The sequence below is a fragment of the Mesorhizobium sp. M0292 genome (assembly GCF_040321695.1).
In the GTDB taxonomy this organism is placed as follows: Bacteria; Pseudomonadota; Alphaproteobacteria; order Rhizobiales; family Rhizobiaceae; genus Mesorhizobium.
This window is the reverse complement of the sequence record NZ_JAMYSB010000011.1, coordinates 21,825-43,653: the sequence shown is the minus strand read 5'-3', so window position 1 is coordinate 43,653 and position 21,829 is coordinate 21,825. Positions and strand designations below refer to the sequence as shown.

The following is a 21,829-nucleotide window of genomic DNA, read 5'->3' as shown; positions in this document are numbered from 1 at the left end:
CGGAGCCCAACATGTTGCAAAAAAAGATCTGCATGCTGGGCGGCTTCGCCGTCGGAAAGACGAGTCTGGTCCGCAGGTTTGTGCAGAGCATCTTCTCAGAAACCTACTTGACCACCGTCGGAGTGAAAATCGACAAGAAAAGCGTCGCGCTCCCGGACAAAACCGTGGATCTGATTTTGTGGGATTTGGCCGGCGAGGACGATATCGGCTCATTCCGCGTCAGCTATGTTCGAGGTGCAACCGGGCTCGTGCTAGTCGTCGATGGAACCCGCGCTGCTACTCTTGCCGTGGCACTCACGCTGCGCGAACGGGTCGAGGCCGAATTCGGCGCCATGCCGTTCGTATTGCTGTTCAACAAGTCCGATCTGGCCGATCGGTGGGCGATATCGGATGGTGAGATCAACGAGTTGAGGCAACGTGGATGGCAAATCTATCTAACAAGTGCGCTTTCGGGCGAGCAGGTCGATGACGCCTTTCGTCAACTTGCCTTGATGGTCACCAAATAGACCATGCATGAATTGCCAAAAGAAGTCAGAAATTGGTTTTTCAATTTCTTCTTCGACGGGCACGCTGTCGCTTATCTGAAAATCGACGCTGAGCTTTGCATAGCTGCCAAGGGCGGTAATGTTGAACATTACGGGCTGTCATCGCTTCGCATCGGCAAGCCTGTTGCGGAGCAGCTTGAATTCATGGAAGGTTTGCTGCCTTGCCCGGAGCTTCCGTTTCGCATGGATATGGTTGAACTGCCCGGCGGGCGTGTCGCCGACCTCCATTTTTTTGCTGACAATGCGTTCGTGTGGCTGCTTTTTCTGGACGCCACTGCCGAACGAGACAACAGGCAGCGGCTTCAACAGAAGGCCTATGAAATGACGCTCCTGCAAGAGAGGGAGCGTCAACTCAACGAAAAATTGCAATCGACGAACGAGGCGTTGAGGAAGAGCCAGGAGGGATTGGCGCGTGAATATCAGCGCGCCGAAAACCTGCTCCTCAACATTCTCCCGGCCTCGATCGCGGAGCGATTGAAAGCGCAAAAGAAAATTGCCGACAACCACGCAGAGGTGAGTGTGCTTTTTGCCGACATCGTCGGTTTTACGGAACGAGCGCGCAGCGTCGGAGCGGTGACGACGCTCGCTATTTTAAACTACTTCTTCAAGGCGGCGGATCGGCTCTCTGAGCGATACGGCTGCGAAAAGATCAAAACAATTGGCGATTGTGTGATGGTGGTCGCCGGCCTGCCCACGGCGCGATCCGATCATGCAAAGGCCCTCACGCGCTATGCGATTGAGCTGCGCAAAGCGGTCAAGCGGGAACGCTTCGCAGGAGAACCGATAAGGCTGAGAATTGGAATTCACTCAGGACCGATCGTCGCCGGCGTCATAGGCAAGAGGCGGTTCGCCTATGACCTGTGGGGTGAGACCGTTAATCTCGCCTCACGTATTCAAACGTCCGCGGAGCCCGATGAAATCCGTATTTCCGATGCAACTTGCCAACTGCTTGGACCGAAATTTGCTTGCGACCCACTCGAGGAAACGGAATTGCGCGGTGCGGGTCGCGTGCGAATGTGGCGGCTCCCGAGCTGATCCGTCGCCTGCGGTGCGACCGTGGAGCGCCGGTAGCGACGCCCGAAAGCCATTGGGTGACCTGATCTTGCGATCGCAAAGCACCCTTTGCGCTTGCCCGGAAGGCCTCTATTCTGGAGCACAGTGGCCGCTGGTGGGATAGAATGTCGGTACTGCCTTTTCTGAGAATCTACGCACCGCTAAATGCGGTGCTGGCTGCGCCTGGGCTTCTGGCGGTGGCTGCGCTCACGATGCCCGACATGTCCGGACGAAGCAGACTGCTTCTGGCTGCCGTGCTCGCTGTAATTTGGGCCGCCTATCTTCTGCAGATGGCCGAGACCCTGCTCAAGCGCTGGGCGGGAGACCTCAGGGACAGGACGCCGGCAATCGCGATCGATGTGCTCGCGGTTTTGGTTCCAGTCGCCGCATTTCTGCTCGACGGCACGCCCGACCGGAGCCTCTACTGTGCTGTCTGGCTGCTGAAGCCGCTGCGCGACTCGACCTTCTTCCCGCTGCTTGGCAGGGTTCTGGCCAACGAAGCGCGCAACCTGGTCGGCGTCACCACGGTCTTCGGCCTGGTTCTGTTCGGTGTCGCACTCGCGGCCTATGTCATCGAGCGCGACGTCCAACCGGAAAAGTTCGGCAGCATCCCCGAGACAATGTGGTGGGCGGTGGTCACGCTGTCCACTACCGGCTATGGCGACGACATTCCGCAAAGCTTCGCCGGCCGCGTCCTTGCCGGGGCTGTCATGATGTGTGGCATCGGCATCTTCGGGCTCTGGGCCGGCATTCTTGCCTCCGGCTTTTATCAAGAAGTCCGTCGCGAGGATTTCGTCCGCAATTGGCAATTGATTGCCGGCGTTCCGTTGTTTCAGAAGCTTGGCCCGGCCACGCTGGTCGAGATCGTGCGCGCGTTAAGACCCCGCACGGTGCCGGCGGGCGCCGTGATCTGCCGCAGCGGCGAGACCGGCGATCGGATGTTCTTCGTCGTGGAGGGCCGCGTCAGCGTCGCGACGCCGAACCCGGTGGAGCTTGGCCCTGGCGCCTTCTTCGGCGAGATGGCGCTGATCAGCGGCGAACCGCGTATGGCGACCGTCACTGCCGCAACTTCTGTCTCACTCCTGTCGCTGCACGCGGCGGATTTCCAGATGCTGTGCAGCAGCAGCCCGGAAATTGCGGAAATCATCCGCAGGACAGCGCTCGAGCGGCGCGGCGCGGCGCCGGTGGCTTGACCGTACAGCCGACGGTGGCCCGGCTGGAACTGGATGGTACGGCTCTATCGACCACGCGCGAAGGTTCTGGACGGCACGTGGAAGGTCCCAGAGGCGTAGCCGGAGACCTAAACGTAGCCGATCCACTCTACCGGCGGCTCGTTGTTTGGCGCTGTGCGTCGACAGTTCCTGCCCCGCGGCCTTTCGGACGACCGGCTTTGGCTAAACTCTAATGCCTTAGAATCTTGCTTAGAAAAGCCCGGCTGCGGTCGGTCTTCGGGTCGGAGAAAAACGCTTCCGGCGTGCCGCTTTCGACGATGGCGCCGGCGTCCATGAACACCACGCGCTGCGCCACCTTGCGGGCAAAGCCCATTTCGTGCGTTACCACCATCATGGTCATGCCTTCCTCGGCCACCGCGACCATGACGTCGAGCACTTCGGAAATCATCTCGGGATCGAGCGCCGAGGTCGGTTCGTCAAACAGCATGATCTTGGGGCGCATGCCGAGGCAGCGCGCGATGGCCACACGCTGCTGCTGGCCGCCGGACAGCTGTGACGGGTAGGCGTTGACCTTGTCGGCGAGGCCGACCTTGGCCAGCAAGTCGCGCCCGGCCTGCTCGGCCTCGGCGCGGGGGATCTTGCGCACATGGATCGGCGCCAGCGTGACGTTTTCCAGCGCCGTCTTGTGCGGGTAGAGGTTGAACGACTGGAAGACGAAGCCGATCTCGGTGCGCAGCTGCGTCATGTTGGTGGCGGGGTCGCCGAGGCGCTGGCCGTCGACGACGAGGTCGCCATCCTTGATCGCTTCCAGGCCGTTGATGCAGCGGATCAGCGTCGACTTGCCCGAACCACTTGGGCCGCAGACGACGACCACTTCGCGCGGCTCGACGCTGAGCGTGATGTCCTTCAGCACATTGAGCGAGCCGAACCATTTGTTGACGCCGCGAAAGTCGATCATGCCCGTTTTGGTCAGGTTTGTCTTGGTCGGGCTTGGATTGGTCATGGCGGTCAGCCCTTTGGGTTCGATGTCACAGCTGCACCTCGCCATGCGCCGCGCCCATGCGGCGCTCCAGCCGGCGGGCGAGCATGATCAGCGGATAGCAGACGACGAAATAGCCGACGCCGACCAGGAAGAAGACCAGCAGGCCGTTGGGCACACGCTGCACCACAAGCCAGCCGACGCGGGTGAGGTCGGTCAGCCCGATCGCCGAGACGACGGAGGAATCCTTGATCAACAGTACATATTGCCCGACCAGCGGCGGCAGCACGATGCGCATCGCCTGCGGCAGCACCACCTGGCGCATGCGTTGCCAGCGCGACAGGCCAGACGCCAGAGCTGCCTCAACCTGGCCGGTCGGCACCGAGCGGATGCCGGCGGCGACGATCTCGCAGATGAAGCACGCGGCGAGGTTGGTGAGCGCGATGATGCCGGCCGTGAAGGCATCGAGCTCGATGCCGAATTCCGGCAGGATGAAGAAGATCAGAAAGATCTGCACCAGAAACGGCGTGCCGCGGATCAGGTCGACCCAGGCGCCGATCACGCTCGAGATCAGCCGGTTGCCGCCGGTGCGCAATATGCCGAGGCCGAAACCAAGCAGCGTGCCCAGCACCAGGCTGATCGCCGACAGCATCACGGTCATCCCGAGGCCGCGCAAGGCGAGGGGGTAGCTGCCGGCCAGGCTTTGCAGCTGTTGCCAGATCATGTGCTGCTCCTTGCCGGCTGCAGACCGAGCCAGCGACTGGACAGCCCCGCCAGTCCTTTGAGGCCGTAATAGAGCAGCAGATAGAAAGCGGCGATGGTGATGAAACCTTCGGCCGGCATGAAGCGGTCGGACGCCAGCAACTGGCCGGCGCGCGTCAGTTCGGAAACCGAGATCAGCGACAACAGCGCGGAATCCTTGACCAGCACGATCGCCTGGCCGAGCAGCGGCGGGATCGTCACCTTGAACGCCTGCGGCAGGATGACCAGGCGCATGCGCTGGACATAGGTCATTCCCGAGGCAACCCCGGCCTCGACCTGGCCGCGCGGGATCGACAGGATGCCGGCGCGGATGATTTCCGCGACATAGGCGCCGCTGTTCAGCGACAGAGCGATGATGCCTACGACCAGCTCGGGCAGGACGAAGCCGAGACGCGGCAGGCCGAAATAGAGGAAGTAGAGCTGCGCCAGCAACGGCGTGGCGCGCACGGCATCGATATAGCCCTTGGCCAGCACGCGAAACAGCTGGCCGCGCTGCAGGTTCATGGCGGCGAGCACGATGCCGACGGCCAGCGCGCCCGCAAAAGACAGCGCCGACAGCCATACGGTCGTGATCAGACCCTGCCCGAACAGCGGCAGATATTCGATGATGGTGCGGAAGCTGAAATTTTCGAGCATGGCGGTGAATTGTGAATGGTAATGGGCAGTAGTGAGTAGTGAGTGGTGAGCAGTGAAGGGCGTCCGGAATGGCCATTCACCATTCACCATTCACCATTCACTACTTCCTACTCACTACTCCCTGCTTACCTCTGTTTAGTGATCCTTCTTCCAGGCGTCAGAATTGACCCAGTAGTCGAGGTTCTTCTGCAGGCGGCCGTCGATGCTGACCTGGTTGAGGAACAGGTTCATCCAGATCAACAGATCCGGCTCGTCGTAGCGGGTGGCGAAGGCAAGCGGCTCCTTCGACAACAGGTCCGGCATGATGGTGAATGTGCCGGCGGGATAGGCTGTCGACTGACCCTTGACCGCAGAGACGTCGTTGACGCCGCAATCGGCTTGGCCGTTGTTGACCGCGTCGAGCAGCAGCGGGCCGCCGCCCTTGTAGCTCTTGATGTCGGCATCCGGGAAGGCGTTCTTGGCTTCCTTTTCGCCGGTGGCGCCCAACAGCACGGCGATCTTGGTGCCCTTGGCCTTGCAGTCCTCGGTTGTCTTGAACTTGCTGTCGGCCTTGGTGAAGACGGTGCTGCCGGTATACATGTAAGGTGTGGTGAAGGCGACCTTCATGCCGCGCGCCAGCGTCGGCGTCATGTCGGCGACGAGCAGGTCGGCCTTGCCCGAAAGCAGCGCCGGGATCAGCCCGTCCCAATCATAGTCGAGGAAGGTGATCTTGACACCCATTTCCTTGGCCATCAGTTCGGCGAGTTCGACCGAACTGCCGGTGCGCTCGCCGGCCGCGCCGACCAGCGAGAAGGGAGGTCCTTGCGTCTGTACCGCGACGCGCAGTTCGCCGCGCTTGGTGATCTCGTCGAGCGTTCCGGCACTGGCAGCAGCGGTCAGGCCCGCAAGCGCAAGTCCGGCGATGAAAAGCTTGGCAATCTTCATTTGGCATTCCTCCTGTTATCGTTGTTGTTCCACTTTGTTATTCCACCCTTTTGGGTGTTTTTTGAGCGGCGGCACCGTTTGCCGGCGGCAGCCACCGTTCGAAAATCCTCAGTCCCAGGCCACCGTCTCGGCAACCTTGATGCCACGCCTGGCCAGCTCGTCGAAGAACGGCCCGTCCGGCACATGCAGCAGCGGGTTCAAAAGCCCTGGTGTGGCGATCTCGCGCCGCGCCAGCATCTGCGCCACGATGCTGGCGGGATAGCCGACGCCAAGGCTCATGCCGAACAGGCCTGATGCCAGGTCGCGTTCGATGATCAGGTCCGACGTAACCGTTTTGGCGCGACCGCCCTCGAGACCGGAAAAGACATTGCGCATCACGCAAAGGTCCTTCTCGTCAGCGCCATACTGCAATTGCGGGCCGAGCAGCCGGCCGAGAAATTCGCGGGGGCTGGCGCCGGTGCCGGGCACCTTGTCTTCGGAGAGGAAGCCGAGTTCCTTCAGCGGCGCCCAGAACGCCGACCATCCCGGCCAGCGCAGTGTATAGCGGCCCGAGCGTTGCAATCCCTTGGCGGCCGCCAGCATCTCGACATAGTGCAGCGCGTCGCCATTGGGGAAAGCTTCCAGCCGGCCGAGGCCCGCGACCTCGATCTCGTGGATGAAGGCATTGTCGTGCTGCCGCCCGGCCGGCACTTCGACGCGCTTGCCATGCTCGATCATCACGCTGTCGCGGTTCTGGCTGACCAGAACCATGTCGAAATTCCAGCTCACCTTGTAGCAGAGCGGCTTCGCCATCGCCTTCGGTTCGGGGATGCCGCCGCAATAGGAATCGATCGAGGAGATCCTAGAGAACTGCTTTGCGGCGCGCGCGTAGAGCACGAGGTCGATGCCGGGATCGAGCCCGCATTCGGTCATGATCGAAACGCCGGCCTGTTCAGCCTCCGCCGCCAGATCGGCAATCGCCTTGCCGTAATTGGTGGTGACCAGCGGCGTGCGCGTTGCGATCGCGGCCTGCACCGCCTCGCGCATCAATGGCTGTGGCAACAGATCGATGGCGGCGTCGACATCCGCCAGCACGGTGGCAAGTGCCGGGCCGATGGGGCCTTCGGGCACGACGAAACGCACGCGGGAAAGGTCGGTCAGCCCGGCAAGCCGGGCAGGGCCGTCGGCCGACGTATCGACGCAGACGACTTCCTCGACACCGGCGCTGGCGACGAGATCGGCGATGGCCGCCCGTCCCTGCAGGCCGAGGCCGCCGAGAACAGCTATTCTCATGCCGGCTCCTTGCGCGACGGTGTTTCTTCCGACCAGCAGCCTTCGGGAAGGCTGACCCATTTGTTGCATGAAGCCATGACGACGAAGGTTTCGCTGCGCACGACTTCGCCGGGAATGCCGGCGCCCGGAATCAATTCGCTGGTGATGCGGTAGAGGTCGGCGACATCGCCGGCGACGGTCACGTCGACGATGATGTCGAAGCGCCCGGTAACCACCGAGGCCGAGTTGACGAAAGGCAGTTCGGCAATGCGTTGCGCCAGCTCCCGGGCGCGGCCACGTCCCTGAGCGTTGATGCCGACAATGGCCGAGATCAGCTCGGGGCGTTCGGTCAGATTGAGCAGCCCGACGATCTTCAAGAGGTTGCGGTCGAGCAGATTGCGCAACCTTGAGCGCACTGTCGGCACCGAGATCGCCATCGTCTCGGCGAGCCGGTTGATGCCGGGCTGGGCATCCTGCGACAACAGCTTTACCAGCCGTCGATCGGTTTGATCGAGATGCTCACGCAAAAGGCAAGGCTTTCATAAAGGGAAAGAAACGATCGGATTTTCTTTCGGATATGAAAAATACCTTATGGGGAATTTTTAACAGCAGCAAGAGCTATGTCATCCCTCTGTGTCCCTTCCGTGTGCGTTCGGGCAAGACAGGATGCATGTCGTCCCAAAACCGCTGCGCATTTTGGGGCAGTCGAGGATGTGCGCGACAGCACTAGGCGACGGAGTGCGAAGACGATCTTGCCGCCGCCGTGGTCGCTTGAACGCGACGCGAGGTCGTAGTGAGCAACGCACCCGCATAACAGGCCGACCAAGTTGCGGCGTAGCCGCAACTCACGCCTTCACCTGATAAGCGGAGAGGCTCATTCGCGACATGGCCAAAAGCGGCCTTTCAATAAAACTATAACTCGCCAGGGACACGGCGATGCAGGCGGTGACAATAGCTATGCCTGCAAGCCATGGTGACACATTGGCGGTTGCAACGACAGGAGCGATCGCGAGCAGCACGATAGGATGGGTCAGATAGAGAGAGTAGGAAGCATCTCCCAGCCTTGCCAGCACGCGAGGAGCAAAAAGTCGGAAGTAGCTCTCCAGGCTGATGCAACCCGCGACAAGGATCAGCGCCGGGATACCTTGAGCAAGGGTTCGCGGCAAGTTGAAGCCAAGTACCATCACCAGTGTGGACACAATAGCGAACCCGACAGCCGAGACACCCAGGAAAGCGGGCAAACGCAGCAGTCTGCCGACCAGATGGCCGACAGCCATGCCGGCAAGGAACTCAAACAGGATTGGCGTGGTATAGAAAAACAGCACAGTGTCGGCGGCGGGTTTGAAGATAATGCGTGCGGCTACGGCGATTGCAAAGACAACGCCAATCGTGGCCATTTGCGTCAGCGCACCAAAACCCATAGTCGCCGCGAACAGAATATAAAACAGGATTTCCAGATTGAGCGTCCAACCCACGCCAAGCACTGGCTGGACATAGCCTGTGGCCGTATCGAGATAGGGCACGAAAAGCAGGCTATTGGTAATCTGCTCAAAGGACACTCCACGACCGGCAAACAGCCAAAGTGCGGCGACCATGAGGAAGGTCATGACCCAATAGAACGGAACGACGCGCGTGAACCGCTGCATCAAAAAAGCACGGTGGTCGCGATGTCTGTTCTCCGTCGAGAGAACCATGACAAAACCGCTGATGACGAAAAACAGGTCGACGCCGCTGTTTAGAATGGGAATAGGCAAATCGAGCACGCCTAGTGCGGCCGGAAGATGATAGATAACAACCATTAGGGCTGCTAGCCCCCGCAGGGTCTGTATCGATGTATATTGTTGAATCCGACGCGGCGCAGCGTGATCATTATCCGGAATGACGTTCATTAAAAAATGTCCCCGATGCCGGAGAATATTAACACAGATGAGATCGTTGATGCGACGATTAACTGCCGGTTTAATTAATACATAAAATTTGAATAGCTTTCACCGACTTTCGCGGCCCGGGCCTTGCGATCGCCATCGTCTCGGCGATGCCTTGGCGCGCTGCTTGTATGCGCTATCGCCCGGCCTGGAAGATCGCCACCGCTGCCGCCGTCAGCGCGGCATTGCCGGCCGCAACCGTGCCATCCGGCAGATGCTTCCCATCCTCCAGCCCGACGCGCGTCGACCAGTCGCGATCCGCGGCACGGCGCACGAACGGCCACACCGTCGCGTTCTCGCCATGCAGCAGGATGGCACGGCAAATGCCGGCGCGCTCCAGGACCTGTTCGATGCCGTCGGCGACCGCAAAAGCCTCGTCTAGCGTCTGCTCGGAAATCTCGATCAGCACGCGCAGCACGCGCCCGCCATGGTCGAGGCCGACCAGCCGCTCGGCGTCGGCGACCGAGGCCAGACCCGCCTCGATGCCGATGCCGCGCTGGCGCAGGCTCTCCATGACGATGGGTGCCTCCGCCTCGCTGAGATTGACAGAGGCATAGTCCGGCAATTCGCGCCAGCCGGCGATGGCGACCAGCGTGCTTGTATCGTCATTCTCGATCCAGGCGCCGGTAGAAACGCCGATCAGCGTGCCGGGGCAGGCGCGGCGCAGCGCCGCGATCGTCGGGTCCATCGCTTCCGGCGCAAGGCTCTCGCGGCGGTCCGCGCCGCGGGCATGGACGTGCAGCTCAGCTGCGCCGGTGGCAACAGAGGCCGCGCCATCGCGCGCCATGGCTTCGGCGTCGAGCGGCAGCGTGGGGTGAAAATCGGCGGCGCGCGCGCCGTTGATGCAGGTCTGGACGATCATGGCTCTCGCGATCCTGTTGCCGATGGGCGAGCCTAGCAAAGGGCAGGGTGGAGAGGAAACGGGCGCGGTAAAGACTGCTGACAGTGTGTCGCGCCAAACCTGGGCAATGCCGAGTTCCTTCGCACCCCCTCTGGCCTGCCGGCCATCTCCCCCTCAAGGGGAGAGATCAGCTGCGCCTACGGCGTCGCAACGTTGGAGACTGGCGAAGGCAGAGGTGAGGTCCAATCTCCCCCCTTGACGGGGAGATGCCCGGTAGGGCAGAGGGGGGTGTCTCGCGGAAACCTCAGGTGGTGTTCGGCGTCGCCGCGCCCATCATCGCTACGATCAGCACCGAAGCACCCCGGCCTCCCTTTCAATCGCCGTCCTCGCTCCAGATCAGCCGTAACAGCCGCAGCAGTGTTGCCCGATCTTTTTTCGTCAGCCGTTGCAGGAACCGGTCCTCGTGGTTGCGCACTTTGAGCCGCCATGCCGGCATGGCGGCTTTGGCTGCCTTGGTCAGAGCGAGCACCTGCACGCGCCTGTCCTGCGCATGGTCATTACGCTCGACCAGCCCGCGCTCCTCGAGTTCGGCCAGCAGCGGCGCCATGTTGGCGCTTTTCATGCCGAGCCGGCGGCAAAGCTCGGCGGCGCTGATGCCGGGCCGTTCGTCGATCAGCGCCAGCATGCCGTAGGTGACCGGGCGCAGTGAGGCATCGGCCATCTCGGCGGTGAAATCATTGAGCGCCAGGGTCGAAGCTCGCCGCAGATTGTAGCCGATCTGTGCGTCGAGCCTGTCTTCAGGCGCCACCCTAGCCACCTTGCCGCTGCGGTCCGATGTCTCGTCCATGCTGCAACCGATCGCTGCGACCAAGGTTCTTGTCAAGCAAAAAAGACTATGCAACATAGCAATTCTAAAAGCTATGTCACATAGCGATTGATGCAGGGGAAGAGCACAACTCTTCTCCCCGCCACACAGGAACGCAAGCCGGAGGAGAGTTGCCATGACCGAAGAGACCGTTGCCTTCGACATCGAGGATGGCATCGCCTGGGTGCGCTTCAACCGGCCTGAAAAACGAAATTGCATGAACCCGGCGCTCAACCGGCGCATGATGGAGGTGCTCGACCAGCTGGAATACCGCGATGATGTCGGCGTGCTGGTGCTGTCGGGCGAGGGCAGTGCGTGGTCGGCGGGCATGGACCTCAAGGAGTATTTTCGCGAGACCGAGGCCAAGGGGCTGGGCGCCGTCCGCAAGGCGCAAGGCGAGGCCTATGGCTGGTGGCGGCGGCTGCGCTGGTATCGCAAGCCGACCATTGCCATGGTCAATGGCTGGTGCTTTGGCGGCGGCTACGGCCCGCTGTTTGCCTGCGACCTCGCTTTCGCCGCCGACGAGGCGCAGTTCGCTCTGTCGGAGATCAACTGGGGTATCCTGCCCGGCGGCGGCGCCACCAAGGTGGTGGTCGATCTCCTGTCGATGCGCGACGCCATGTACCACGCGCTGACCGGCGAGTTGATCGACGGCAGGAAGGCGGCGGCCTGGAAGCTGGTCAATGAAAGCCTGCCGCTGGCGGAGTTGAAGCCACGAGTTACCGAGGTGGCGAACATCCTGCTGAAGAAAAACCCGGTGGCGCTGAAGGCGACAAAGGACGCCATCCGCCGCGTCGGCGAGATGACCTATGACAATGCCGAGGACTATCTGGTGCGCGCGCAGGAAGCGGCCAATTCCTACGACAATGACGGCCGCAAGGAAGGCATCCGCCAGTTCATCGACGAAAAGAGCTACAAGCCCGGGCTCGGCGCCTATGACAAGGCGAGGTGATCAGCCAATATCCAATCGGGGAGGAGAAGCGAGATGCCGGCCTGGACGACTTCAGACCCCGTGGCGCTGCACGCGGGCGCGCAGCCGCAGCGCGTCGCCTGCGTCGATCTCGCATCCGGGCGGCGCTGGACTTACCGTACGCTCGACGAGGCCATCCAGCGCGCCATGGCTGTGCTGGAAGACTACGGCATCGAGCCGGGACAACGCATCGCGACGCTCGCCCGCAACAGCGCCGATCTACTCATCGCGCAGCAGGCCGCCATGCGGCTCGGCGCCATCTTCGTGCCGGTCAACTGGCGCCTTTCCGCCGTCGAGCAGCAGACGGTCCTGGCCGATTGCGAGCCGGTGCTGCTGCTGCACGACGCGGCGCTGATTACGGCGCTGCCAAAAGGCTGTGTACCTGTGGAGGTCAGGGCCTTTGCCGCGGCGGCCGAAGCGCAAGCGCCCGCGCTACGACGCGCTCTGCCGGCGGGCGATGTACCGTCGATCATCCTCTACACCTCCGGCACATCGGGCCGGCCCAAGGGTGTCATCCTGACCGAGGCCAATGCGTTCGCCACCGCGGTCAACTTCGGCGTGCTCGGCCGCGTCGGCAATTCCAGCATCTTCCTCTGCGACGCGCCGATGTTCCATGTCATCGGCCTTATCACCAGCCTGCGTCCGCCCTTGCTGCAGGGCGGCACCGTGCTGATCTCGCCCGGCTTCGAGGCCGGTCTCACCAACCGCCGTCTGGCAGACCCGGACCTCGGCGTCACCCACTATTTCTGCGTCCCGCAAATGGCACGGATGCTGCGCGACGGCACCGCGTTCGCGCCGGCGAACTGGACCACGCTGACGGCCATCTTTACCGGTGGCGCGCCCAATCCCGCCGCCGACATCCTTTGGTGGCTGGAGCAGGGCGTGCGCATGGTCGACGGCTTCGGCATGACCGAAGCCGGCACCGTGCTCGGCATGCCGGTCGAGGCACACCAGATCGCCCGCAAGGCCGGCTCCGCCGGCCTGCCGGCGCCGTCTTTGTCGCTGCGCATCGTGGACGAAGATGGCCACGACGCCGCAGCCGGCGAGCCGGGTGAGATATGGCTGTCAGGCCCCAATGTCACGCCGGGCTACTGGAACCGGCCCGATGAGACGGCGCAGGCCTTTACATCGGATGGCTGGTTCCGCACCGGCGACATTGCGCGCCGCGACGAAGATGGTTTCGTCACCCTCGTCGACCGCCGCAAGGACATGTTCATTTCGGGCGGGGAGAACGTCTATCCAACCGAGGTCGAGATGGCGCTGCTCGATCATCCCGACATTTCGGACGTCGCCGTCATCGGCATCGCCGACGGGCGCTGGGGCGAGGTCGGCCGCGCCTTCGTCGTGCTGAAGGCTGGCTGCGTCCTCGATCCGACGGCGCTCGCGGCGCACTGTGCGGCTCGCATCGCCCGCTACAAGGTGCCGAAGGAATTCCTGCTCACCGACGCGTTGCCCCGCACCGCCTCCGGCAAGATTCAGAAACACATCTTGCGCGGGCGGTGAGATCGGGCTTCACCGCCGTTCTTCACTGCGCCCGCGCCTTGGCGACGTCGGCCGGCGTGATGGCGGATTGCTTGCCGCCGAAATGCGCCAGCACATAGTTGCCGAGCGCCGCGATCTCGACATTCGAATAGGCATTGGCGAAAGCCGGCATCGCCTGCTTGCCGAGCGGCGTCGTCATATGCGCGCCCTTCAGGATGCCCTGGATGAGGTTCGTGCCATCGGGGTCATTGACCGTGCGGCTGCCGCGCAGCGCCGCATAAGGTGTCTGCAGCCCTTCGCCGTTCCATCCGTGACAGCCGGCACAGGCGCCCTGGAACAGCTTCAGGCCGAGCCCGCCTTGCGCCACTGAATCGGCAGACGGAGCGTAGGCGATGGACGTCGTCAGTGTTGCCGGCGGCTCCGCTTCGACGATCGCCTTGTCGCTGCTGACTTGCGGCGGCACGGTTTTTACGTAAGTGACGATCGCCTTGATGTCTTCCGGCGTCAAATGGCGTAGGCTGTAGTCGACGGCTTCGCCCATGCTGCCGGTGGCCGCACCACGCCCTTCCGCATGACCCTTGGACAGATAGTTGGACAACTGCTCATCGCTCCAGCTGCCGATGCCGGTCGTCTTGTCCGAACTGATGTTGTAGGCCTCCCAGCCCTGCAATTCGGCGCCAGCGAATTTCTTGCTGTTGTCGAGCCCATAGAGCAGGTTGCGGGGCGTGTGGCATTCGCCGCAATGCGCCATCGCTTCGGTGAGATAGGCGCCGCGGTTCCATTCCGCCGTCTGCTTTTCGTCCTGCTGCAATGGACCGTCGGGGACGAACAACAGGTTCCAGAACCGCAGGACATAACGTTGGTTGAACGGGAAGCTCAGATCGTTCTTGGGCGCCTCGGCGTGCACCGGCGGCAGGCTGAACAGATAGGCCTTGATCGCAAGCGCATCTTCCGTGGTCATCCTGGCATAGGCGGCATAAGAAAAGGCCGGGTAGAGATTACGGCCTTGCTTGTCGATGCCTTGATGCAAGGCACGCACGAACCGCGTCGCTCCAGTCGCCGATGCCGGTTTCCTTGTCGGCGGTGATGTTTGGGGAATAGACGGTGCCGAACGGCAGCTTGAAGGCAACGCCGCCGGCATAGGGCTGGCCGCCTCCGGTTGTGTGGCAGGCGACGCAATCGGCGGCACGCGTCAGATATTCGCCGCGATCGATCAGCGCCTGACTGGTCGGCAGTTTCGCCGCCGCCACGGAGACGTCCGGCAGCGACGCCGGTTTGAACAGGAAGATCGCAACGCCAGCGGCGATGACGACCACGATAGCGAGGAGGATGCGGACCAAGCTTCTCATGGCCTGGCCCTCACAGCGCTTCGGCTTCGGTTTCGATGCCGGTCTCCGGGCGCTCCCTGCTGTTCGCCAGCACCGCCAGCAAGGGTGCTGAGGGGGGCGGCACCATCGACACGCTGGTCTTATCGGCGCCGTCGCTCTTCAGCTGGTTGCGGTCGATGGGCAGGCTGCGCAGGCGTTTTCCCGTCGCGGCAAAGATCGCGTTGGCAAGGGCAGGCCCGGCCGAAACCGTTGCCGTCTCGCCGATGCCGCCGGGCGATTCCAGGCTCTTGACGTGATAGACCTCGATCTTCGGCGCCTCATTGTTGCGGAGGATGCGGTAGTCGTGAAAATTACTCTGGTCGACGCGGCCATTGCTGAAAGTGATGCCGCTGTAGAGCGCCGCCGACAGGCCGAAGATCAACCCGCCTTCGATCTGGGCTTCGACCGTGTTTGGGTTGATGGCGATGCCGCAATCGACGGCCACCACCGCGCGCTGCAGCGTAATCTCGCCGGCCGCTGAAACCGAGATCTCCAGCACCGCGGCCATGAAGCTGCCGAAGGCATCGTGCAGGGAAATGCCGCGGCCGCTGCCGGCCGGAAGCGGCGAGCCCCATCCCGACTTTTCGGCCGCAAGCTCGAGCACGCCTGCGGCCCGCGGCTGGTTCTTTGTCAGCGCCCGGCGATACTCTACCGGATCCCTGCCCACCGAATGGGCGAGTTCGTCCATGAAACTTTCGACCACGAAGACATTGTGCGTCGGTCCGACGCCGCGCCACCAGGTGATAGGCACCGGCGGATCCTCGCGCACCCAGTCCACCTGGATGACCGGCAGATCATAGGGCGGTTTGGCGGCGCCCTCGACGGCATCGTCGTCAAGCTTGTCCTGAGGCCAGCCGCCGGGGATGTAATTACCCAACACCGAACCGCCGGCGACATGGTCGATCCACACCGTTGGCAGGCCGTCGGCGCCGAGACCGGCTGATATCCGGTCGTAGTAGGTCGGCCGGTAGAGATCGTGCTGGATGTCTTCTTCACGCGTCCAGATAACTTTGACCGGGTAGCTCACGTGTTTGGCGATCGCCACCGCCTGGCCGACATATTCGGCGACCAGCCGGCGGCCGAAGCCGCCGCCGATCAGGTGATTGTGCACGATGATCTTGTCGAGCGGAAAGCCCGTGACCTGTGCCGCCCAGCCTTGCGCCTGGGTGGGCACCTGGGTGCCGAGCCAGATCTCGCATTCATCGGCGCGCACATGCACGACGCAGTTGACCGGCTCCATCGGCGCATGGGCCAGGAACGGCAGCTCATAGCTCGCCTCGACCGTCTTGACGGCGGCTTTCAGCGCGCCGGCGACGTCGCCTTCCTGGCGCGCCATGATCGGTGTCTTGTTTTTGGACGCAGCCTTCAAGGTGTTCATCATATCGTCGCTTGAAAGCCTGGCGTTGGCGCCTTCGTCCCAGGTGATGGTGAGGGCCTCGAGGCCTTTCTTGGCCGCCCAGAAATGATCGCCGATCACGGCGACCGCATTGTCCAGCCTGACGATATCGCGCACGCCTGGAACGGCGCGTGCCGCCGTCTCGTCCACATCGCCGAGCTTGCCGCCGATCACCGGACAGGCGGCGACCGTCGCCACCTTCATGCCGGGCACGCGCACATCGATGCCGTAGACCACCGCGCCATTGACCTTGCCCGCCGTGTCGACCCGGCGCAGCGACTTGCCGATTAGCTGGAAATCCTTGGGGTCCTTGAGCTTGACGTCGCTCGGCACCGGTTGCTTGCCGGCCGCGTCGGCGAGCGCGCCATAGGCCAGCTGCCGGCCTGTCGGCAGATGCGTGACCACGCCAAGCTTGGCGCTGCATTCCGAAACCGGAACCGACCATTGTGCGGCTGCTGCGGAAATCAGCATCGTGCGGGCGACTGCCCCAGCCTTGCGCAGCGATTCCCAGGTTGCCCGCATCGAGGTCGAGCCGCCCGTTGCCTGGCCGCCAAGCGCAGCGGTGGCATACAGCTTGTCGTTGGGCGGCGCGTCGACGACCTTCACCTGGTCCAGGCCGACTTCCAGTTCCTCGGCAATCAACGTCGCTTCGCCGGTGTGCGTGCCTTGGCCCATTTCGATGTTGGGCAGGATGAAAGTGATCTTGCCGTCGCTGTCGACGCGGATAAAAGCATCGGGTGAAAAGGCGGCGGTGACGTCGCCCTCGACGGGTTCGGCGGCGGCAAAACCGGGCCTGGTGCCGGCGCCCAGCATGGTGAAGCCGAGCAGAAGGCCGCTGCCCTGCAGGAAGGCACGGCGCGAGGTGAATTTTTGGGTGGGGGAGGAGGACGGCTTGCTCATGGCTGGCTATCTCCCTCAGGCCTTCGCGGCCTGTTTTATGGCCGCTCTTATTCGCGTGTAGGTGCCGCACCTGCAGATATTGCCGGACATGGCGGCGTCGATATCGCTGTCGCTCGGGTCGGGGTTGCGCTCCAGCAGCGCCGAGGCCGACATGATCTGGCCGGACTGGCAATAGCCGCACTGGATGACTTCAAGGTCGAGCCATGCCTGTTGCACTTTCTTGCCCGATGGCGTCGCACCGATCGCCTCGACGGTGGTGACATGGCGCGACCCAACCGACGCGACCGGCATCACGCAGGATCGCACCGGTTGCCCGTCAAGCTGCACCGTGCAGGCGCCGCACTGGGCGATGCCGCAACCGAACTTCGTGCCGGTCAGGCCGATGACATCGCGCAGCACCCACAGCAATGGCATATCGTCCGGCACGTCGACACTGCGATCCTCGCCGTTTACATTGAGCGCAATCATGGGCCTCTCCTCGGTTATCCGCATCCCCGTGGACAATGCAGTAGGCACCTGTTTGCCGGTCGTGTCTAATCACATGCATGTTGTTCGGCACCGCAACGCGTGTGCAAATCGCACTCGTGTGCGCGCCACAGTGCCCCTGATCTTTGCCGGGCTGCCGGCTGAAAGGTTTTTGCGATGGCTGAGTTGAAGGTCAGGACCCGCGTCACCGGCGCGACGGCGACGCTGCAGCCCGGCGGCTTGCCTTCCATCACCACTCCGACCGGCGGTGCAGTCGATGTCGTCACCGGCGTCAGCGCGCCGGGCTTCAATCCGCTCGACCTGCTCTACGCCTCGCTCGCCGCCTGCATGGTGCTGAGCGCGCGCATCGCCGCCTCACGCCTCGGCGTCGCCGCCGCGCTTGGCGAGGTGCGCGCCGAGGTCAGCGGCGAGAAGGCCAAGGACGAGCCGTCGCGCGTCGAAAGGCTCAACATCAGGCTCGACATCTCAGGCGATCTCGACGCTGCGACCAAGCAGCGGATCGTCGAGGACGCCGAAGCGATCTGCACGGTGTCCAACACGCTGCGCGCCGCGCCGCAATTGCATACGACGCTTGGGTGAGGGTGTCGCAGAATGCCTCGCTACCACCAACCAAGGACCGTCCCATGGCCATGATCCCGCCGATCGACTACGCCTCGGCATCGCATGACATCCGCGCCGAGCACGACAGGGAGCTTGGCCTGCGCGGACGCATGACCAACATGAAGCGCATCCTGCTGCATTCACCGGCGGCCCACCGCATCTATGCCGAATGGTTCACCCTGCGCGATCTGCTCAAGCCCGCACTCGACGACCGCGCTGTCTGGCTGTTGTCGCTGGCGATCTCCGAGAGATGCCGCGCCGAGATACCGCTTACCTTCTTCCGCCGCGCGCTGATCGACAGCGGTCTTGATCCCGAGGCGATCGAGCCCAGCGCTGAAGAAGCTTTGCTGATCGAATTCGGCAAGGCAGTCGCTGCCGATACCAACGCCGTTCCCGACGATGTCTGGGCGGCACTCAAGGCTAGCTACGACGACACACTGCTGGTCAACCTCGTCGCCTTCGCCGGCATCATGGTGGCGACCTGCTTGTTCACGAATGCGGTGCGCGTTGATCTCGACCCGGAGCTGGAGGTGTATCGCAAGCGGTGAAGCGCGTTTTCCCTTCTCCCACAGGGGGCGAAGGGGAAGATCGCGCTTCACCTCCGCAGGAATCGGGTGGTTCACGCCCGCCGTTCGCCCCACTTTGATCACATCAAAGGAGGCATCGATGACCATCCATTCGATAAGCACCAAACGCGCAGCCCATTCGGCCGAAGCGCGCGTCGCAGCGCAGGACTGGAGTGCTCTGATCGGCGAACTGAACAGCCACGGCAGCACCGTCATGCCGGCGCTGCTTTCACCCGAGGAGTGCACCGAGATCGCCGGTCTCTATCCGCATGAGGACCATTTCCGCAGCCATGTGGTGATGGCCCGCCATGGCTTCGGCAAGGGCGAGTACCGCTATTTCCGCTATCCGCTGCCGGATCTGGTCGGTGGCCTGCGCACCGCGCTCTATCCGAGGCTGGCCGGCGTCGCGAACGACTGGAACGATCGCATGGGCGCGGCGCAGCGCTATCCCGATGACCACGCCGCCTTCCTCCAGCTTTGCCACGAAGGCGGCCAAACGCGGCCGACGCCGCTTCTCCTCCAATATGGCCCCGGCGACTTCAACTGCCTCCATCAGGATCTCTATGGCGACCTCGCTTTTCCCCTGCAGGTGGCGATCCTGTTGTCGCAGCCGGGCGAGGATTTCACCGGCGGCGAATTCGTGCTGACCGAGCAGCGCCCGCGCATGCAAAGCCGTGCCGAAGTGGTGCCGCTGACCCGGGGCGATGCAGTGATCTTTGCTGTCCACAATCGCCCGGTGCAAGGTACGAAAGGGCACTACCGCGTCAATCTCCGGCACGGCGTCAGCCGCCTGCGCTCGGGACGGCGGCATACGGTGGGGATCATCTTCCACGACGCGAAGTAACGTCGTCCGCTTCGGCGCGGCTCCTTCGTTCCACTCCGAGATCGGCTAAGATTCACACTTCGTCGACGTCGAACAGCAGCATCGTCAAGTCATCGTCTCCTGGGGCGAGTATACGCCGGTCAGCGGCGCAGGCAATGCCGATTTCGGTGGCAAATGCGCTCTGCATATCGGCGAGGCTGTCGAAATAGAGTGTCCCGACCAGATACGGAATCTCGCCCGCCGAGCGCTTGATGATGGGCCGCCTGCTGATGTCGTAGCGCCGCAGGCCGGGAAGCTTCTTGGCCAGCGGCACATGAACCTCGAAATAGTGCCGGTCGAAGGCCTCCGGATCAGCCGGGGTTTTGTAGATCACGAGCATCTTGGCCATCGTCATATTCCTGCCTGTTGGTGTCGCTGTTTGGGGGCCATGCAGGCCGCCGTGCCAATGTCGTTCCGCGAGGGCGGTTTTCGACAATCGCTGGATTTTTGTTTTCGGGCGCGATGACGGGGTCCTCGCCACCATCTGTGGCGCTTCTGCCTCTTTCCTCCTTGCGCTCATTCGCGTATGGCCCCGGGCAAATCCCTCAACTTTGCACCAACTCCCCCCCGGACCGCCTCATGATCCGTCTTGAAAGCATCAGCAAGCAGAACGGCCGCCAGCTTGTCTTCATCGAGGCCTCGGCCTCGCTACAGAAGGGCGAGAAGACCGGCCTTGTCGGGCCGAACGGCGCCGGCAAGACGACGCTGTTTCGCATGATCACCGGCCAGGAACAGCCCGACGAAGGCCAGGTGCAGGTCGATCGCGGCGTCACCATCGGCTATTTCAGCCAGGATGTCGGCGACATGGCCGGCCATAGTGCTGTGGCCGAAGTGATGAACGGCGCCGGGCCGGTCAGCGACGTGGCGGCCGAAATGGCCGAACTCGAGGCGGCCATGGCCGATCCCGAGCAGGCCGACCGGATGGACGAGATCATCGAGAAGTACGGCGAGGCGCAGCATCGTTTCGAGGAGCTCGACGGCTATGCGCTCGATGGCCGCGCCCGCGAAGTGCTCGACGGCCTGGGCTTCAGCCAGGAAATGATGGACGGCGATGTCGGCAAATTGTCCGGCGGCTGGAAGATGCGCGTGGCGCTCGCCCGCATCCTGTTGATGCGGCCCGACGTCATGCTGCTCGACGAACCGTCGAACCATCTCGATCTCGAAAGCCTGATCTGGCTGGAGCAGTTCCTGAAGGGTTATGAGGGCGCGCTGCTGATGACCTCGCACGACCGCGAGTTCATGAACCGCATCGTCAACAAGGTGGTCGAGATCGACGCCGGTTCGCTCACCGCCTATTCCGGCAATTACGAATTCTACCAGCAGCAGCGGGCGATCGCCGACAAGCAGCAGCAGGCGCAGTTCGAGCGCCAGCAGGCCATGCTGGCCAAGGAGATCGCTTTTATCGAGCGCTTCAAGGCGCGGGCGTCACACGCCGCCCAGGTGCAGAGCCGGGTGAAGAAGCTCGACAAGATCGATCGCGTCGAGCCGCCCAAGCGCCGTCAGATCGTGAATTTCGATTTTCAGCCGGCGCCGCGCTGCGGCGAGGATGTCGTGACGCTGAAGAACGTCCATAAGGGCTATGGCAGCCGCTCGATCTATGAGGGGCTGGACTTCCAGGTCCGCCGCCGCGAGCGCTGGTGCATCATGGGCGTCAACGGCGCCGGCAAGTCGACGCTGCTGAAGCTGGTGGCCGGCGCGTCTGACCCGGATGCCGGCACAGTTGCTCGGGGGCCGAGTGTGAAAATGGGCTATTTCGCCCAGCACGCCATGGAGGTGCTGGAGGGCGAGCGCACCGTGTTCCAGACGCTGGAGGACGCGTTTCCGCAAGCCGGCCAGGCGCCGCTCAGGGCACTCGCCGGCTGCTTCGGCTTTTCCGGCGACGAGATCGAGAAGAAATGCCGGGTGCTGTCGGGCGGCGAAAAGGCGCGCCTGGTAATGGCGCTGATGCTGTTCGACCCGCCCAATCTGCTGGTGCTGGACGAGCCGACCAACCATTTGGACATCGCCACCAAGGAGATGCTGATCACAGCGCTGTCGCAATACGAAGGCACGATGCTGTTCGTCTCGCACGACCGCCATTTCCTGGCCGCACTCTCCAACCGCGTGCTGGAATTGACACCCGAAGGCATCCACACCTATGGCGGTGGCTACACCGAATATGTCGAGCGCACCGGGCAGGAAGCGCCGGGCCTGCGCAGCTGACGCAGTTCCTGCGTCCGCTTCTGCATCAAACAAAGCCCCGGGTCC

Annotated in this window: 21 protein-coding genes and 1 pseudogene; 9 read left to right on the top strand and 13 right to left on the bottom strand. The window is 63.0% G+C overall.

Annotation, left to right across the window (positions count from 1 at the left end; translation table 11 throughout):
• Positions 1-11 precede the first annotated feature (11 nt).
• From NKI96_RS18250 to NKI96_RS18240, 3 genes are all read left to right on the top strand, one after another.
• Positions 12-506 (top strand): Rab family GTPase, encoded by a 495-nt coding sequence (locus NKI96_RS18250; protein WP_023670316.1) that lies wholly within the window; start codon positions 12-14, stop codon positions 504-506.
• A gap of 3 nt (positions 507-509) precedes the next feature.
• Positions 510-1,580 carry an adenylate/guanylate cyclase domain-containing protein gene (locus tag NKI96_RS18245; protein WP_023821290.1) on the top strand — a complete coding sequence of 357 codons (1,071 nt, stop codon included), beginning with the start codon at positions 510-512 and terminating at the stop codon, positions 1,578-1,580.
• 143 nt (positions 1,581-1,723) lie between these two features.
• Positions 1,724-2,791 (top strand): cyclic nucleotide-gated potassium channel, encoded by a 1,068-nt coding sequence (locus NKI96_RS18240; RefSeq protein ID WP_352805498.1) that lies wholly within the window; start codon positions 1,724-1,726, stop codon positions 2,789-2,791.
• Between the two features lie 208 nt (positions 2,792-2,999).
• On the opposite strand, the gene NKI96_RS18235 is transcribed toward NKI96_RS18240, so the two are convergent.
• From NKI96_RS18235 to NKI96_RS18195, 9 genes are all read right to left on the bottom strand, one after another.
• The gene (locus NKI96_RS18235) at positions 3,000-3,728 is read right to left on the bottom strand and encodes an amino acid ABC transporter ATP-binding protein (RefSeq protein ID WP_023670319.1); all 729 of its coding nucleotides are present in this window, start codon (positions 3,726-3,728) and stop codon (positions 3,000-3,002) included.
• Positions 3,729-3,798: 70 nt separating this feature from the next.
• Complete coding sequence (locus tag NKI96_RS18230) at positions 3,799-4,473, bottom strand: amino acid ABC transporter permease (RefSeq protein WP_023684787.1); 675 nt, start codon at positions 4,471-4,473, stop codon at positions 3,799-3,801.
• The gene (locus NKI96_RS18225) at positions 4,470-5,147 is read right to left on the bottom strand and encodes an amino acid ABC transporter permease (protein WP_023693902.1); all 678 of its coding nucleotides are present in this window, start codon (positions 5,145-5,147) and stop codon (positions 4,470-4,472) included. The genes NKI96_RS18230 and NKI96_RS18225 overlap by 4 nt, the downstream gene beginning before the upstream one ends.
• A 135-nt stretch (positions 5,148-5,282) precedes the next feature.
• Entirely contained in the window at positions 5,283-6,071 is a 789-nt protein-coding gene (locus NKI96_RS18220) for an ABC transporter substrate-binding protein (protein ID WP_023684789.1), read from the bottom strand.
• 108 nt (positions 6,072-6,179) lie between these two features.
• Positions 6,180-7,343: a saccharopine dehydrogenase family protein gene (locus NKI96_RS18215; RefSeq protein ID WP_023711876.1), complete on the bottom strand. Its 1,164-nt coding sequence runs from the start codon at positions 7,341-7,343 to the stop codon at positions 6,180-6,182.
• Entirely contained in the window at positions 7,340-7,849 is a 510-nt protein-coding gene (locus NKI96_RS18210; RefSeq protein ID WP_023670324.1) for an Lrp/AsnC family transcriptional regulator, read from the bottom strand. Before NKI96_RS18210 ends, NKI96_RS18215 begins: the two co-directional genes overlap by 4 nt.
• Before the next feature lie 318 nt (positions 7,850-8,167).
• Positions 8,168-9,211: an acyltransferase family protein gene (locus NKI96_RS18205; protein WP_352805495.1), complete on the bottom strand. Its 1,044-nt coding sequence runs from the start codon at positions 9,209-9,211 to the stop codon at positions 8,168-8,170.
• A 172-nt stretch (positions 9,212-9,383) separates the two neighbouring features.
• Positions 9,384-10,109: a 3-keto-5-aminohexanoate cleavage protein gene (locus tag NKI96_RS18200; RefSeq protein WP_352805493.1), complete on the bottom strand. Its 726-nt coding sequence runs from the start codon at positions 10,107-10,109 to the stop codon at positions 9,384-9,386.
• A 352-nt stretch (positions 10,110-10,461) separates the two neighbouring features.
• Positions 10,462-10,935, bottom strand: coding sequence for a MarR family winged helix-turn-helix transcriptional regulator (locus NKI96_RS18195; protein ID WP_352805490.1), 474 nt, complete (start codon positions 10,933-10,935; stop codon positions 10,462-10,464).
• Between the two features lie 154 nt (positions 10,936-11,089).
• On the opposite strand from NKI96_RS18195, the gene NKI96_RS18190 reads away from it, so the two are divergent.
• Positions 11,090-11,905, top strand: a complete 816-nt coding sequence (locus NKI96_RS18190; RefSeq protein WP_023701859.1) for a p-hydroxycinnamoyl CoA hydratase/lyase — start codon at positions 11,090-11,092, stop codon at positions 11,903-11,905.
• 33 nt (positions 11,906-11,938) lie between these two features.
• On the top strand, positions 11,939-13,426 hold the full coding sequence (locus NKI96_RS18185) for an AMP-binding protein (protein ID WP_352805487.1): 1,488 nt from the start codon (positions 11,939-11,941) through the stop codon (positions 13,424-13,426).
• A gap of 22 nt (positions 13,427-13,448) precedes the next feature.
• On the opposite strand, the pseudogene NKI96_RS18180 reads toward NKI96_RS18185, so the two are convergent.
• The 3 genes and pseudogenes from NKI96_RS18180 to NKI96_RS18165 form a co-directional block, all read right to left on the bottom strand.
• Positions 13,449-14,754 (bottom strand): annotated as a pseudogene (locus tag NKI96_RS18180) (c-type cytochrome).
• 10 nt (positions 14,755-14,764) lie between these two features.
• Positions 14,765-17,068: a xanthine dehydrogenase family protein molybdopterin-binding subunit gene (locus NKI96_RS18170; RefSeq protein ID WP_352805478.1), complete on the bottom strand. Its 2,304-nt coding sequence runs from the start codon at positions 17,066-17,068 to the stop codon at positions 14,765-14,767.
• A gap of 15 nt (positions 17,069-17,083) precedes the next feature.
• Complete coding sequence (locus tag NKI96_RS18165) at positions 17,084-17,536, bottom strand: (2Fe-2S)-binding protein (RefSeq protein WP_352805475.1); 453 nt, start codon at positions 17,534-17,536, stop codon at positions 17,084-17,086.
• A gap of 174 nt (positions 17,537-17,710) precedes the next feature.
• Between NKI96_RS18165 and NKI96_RS18160 the strand changes: the two genes are divergently transcribed.
• The 3 genes from NKI96_RS18160 (at position 17,711) to NKI96_RS18150 (ending at position 19,564) form a co-directional block, all read left to right on the top strand.
• Entirely contained in the window at positions 17,711-18,133 is a 423-nt protein-coding gene (locus tag NKI96_RS18160) for an OsmC family protein (RefSeq protein ID WP_023670326.1), read from the top strand.
• A 44-nt stretch (positions 18,134-18,177) separates the two neighbouring features.
• Positions 18,178-18,702, top strand: a complete 525-nt coding sequence (locus tag NKI96_RS18155; protein WP_352805472.1) for a carboxymuconolactone decarboxylase family protein — start codon at positions 18,178-18,180, stop codon at positions 18,700-18,702.
• A gap of 118 nt (positions 18,703-18,820) precedes the next feature.
• Positions 18,821-19,564, top strand: coding sequence for a 2OG-Fe(II) oxygenase (locus NKI96_RS18150; RefSeq protein WP_352805470.1), 744 nt, complete (start codon positions 18,821-18,823; stop codon positions 19,562-19,564).
• A gap of 52 nt (positions 19,565-19,616) precedes the next feature.
• Here NKI96_RS18150 and NKI96_RS18145 read toward each other — a convergent pair whose 3' ends face one another.
• Positions 19,617-19,937: an EthD family reductase gene (locus tag NKI96_RS18145; RefSeq protein WP_245272119.1), complete on the bottom strand. Its 321-nt coding sequence runs from the start codon at positions 19,935-19,937 to the stop codon at positions 19,617-19,619.
• A 224-nt stretch (positions 19,938-20,161) separates the two neighbouring features.
• On the opposite strand from NKI96_RS18145, the gene NKI96_RS18140 reads away from it, so the two are divergent.
• The gene (locus NKI96_RS18140; protein ID WP_352805467.1) at positions 20,162-21,784 is read left to right on the top strand and encodes an ABC-F family ATP-binding cassette domain-containing protein; all 1,623 of its coding nucleotides are present in this window, start codon (positions 20,162-20,164) and stop codon (positions 21,782-21,784) included.
• Positions 21,785-21,829: the final 45 nt, after the last annotated feature.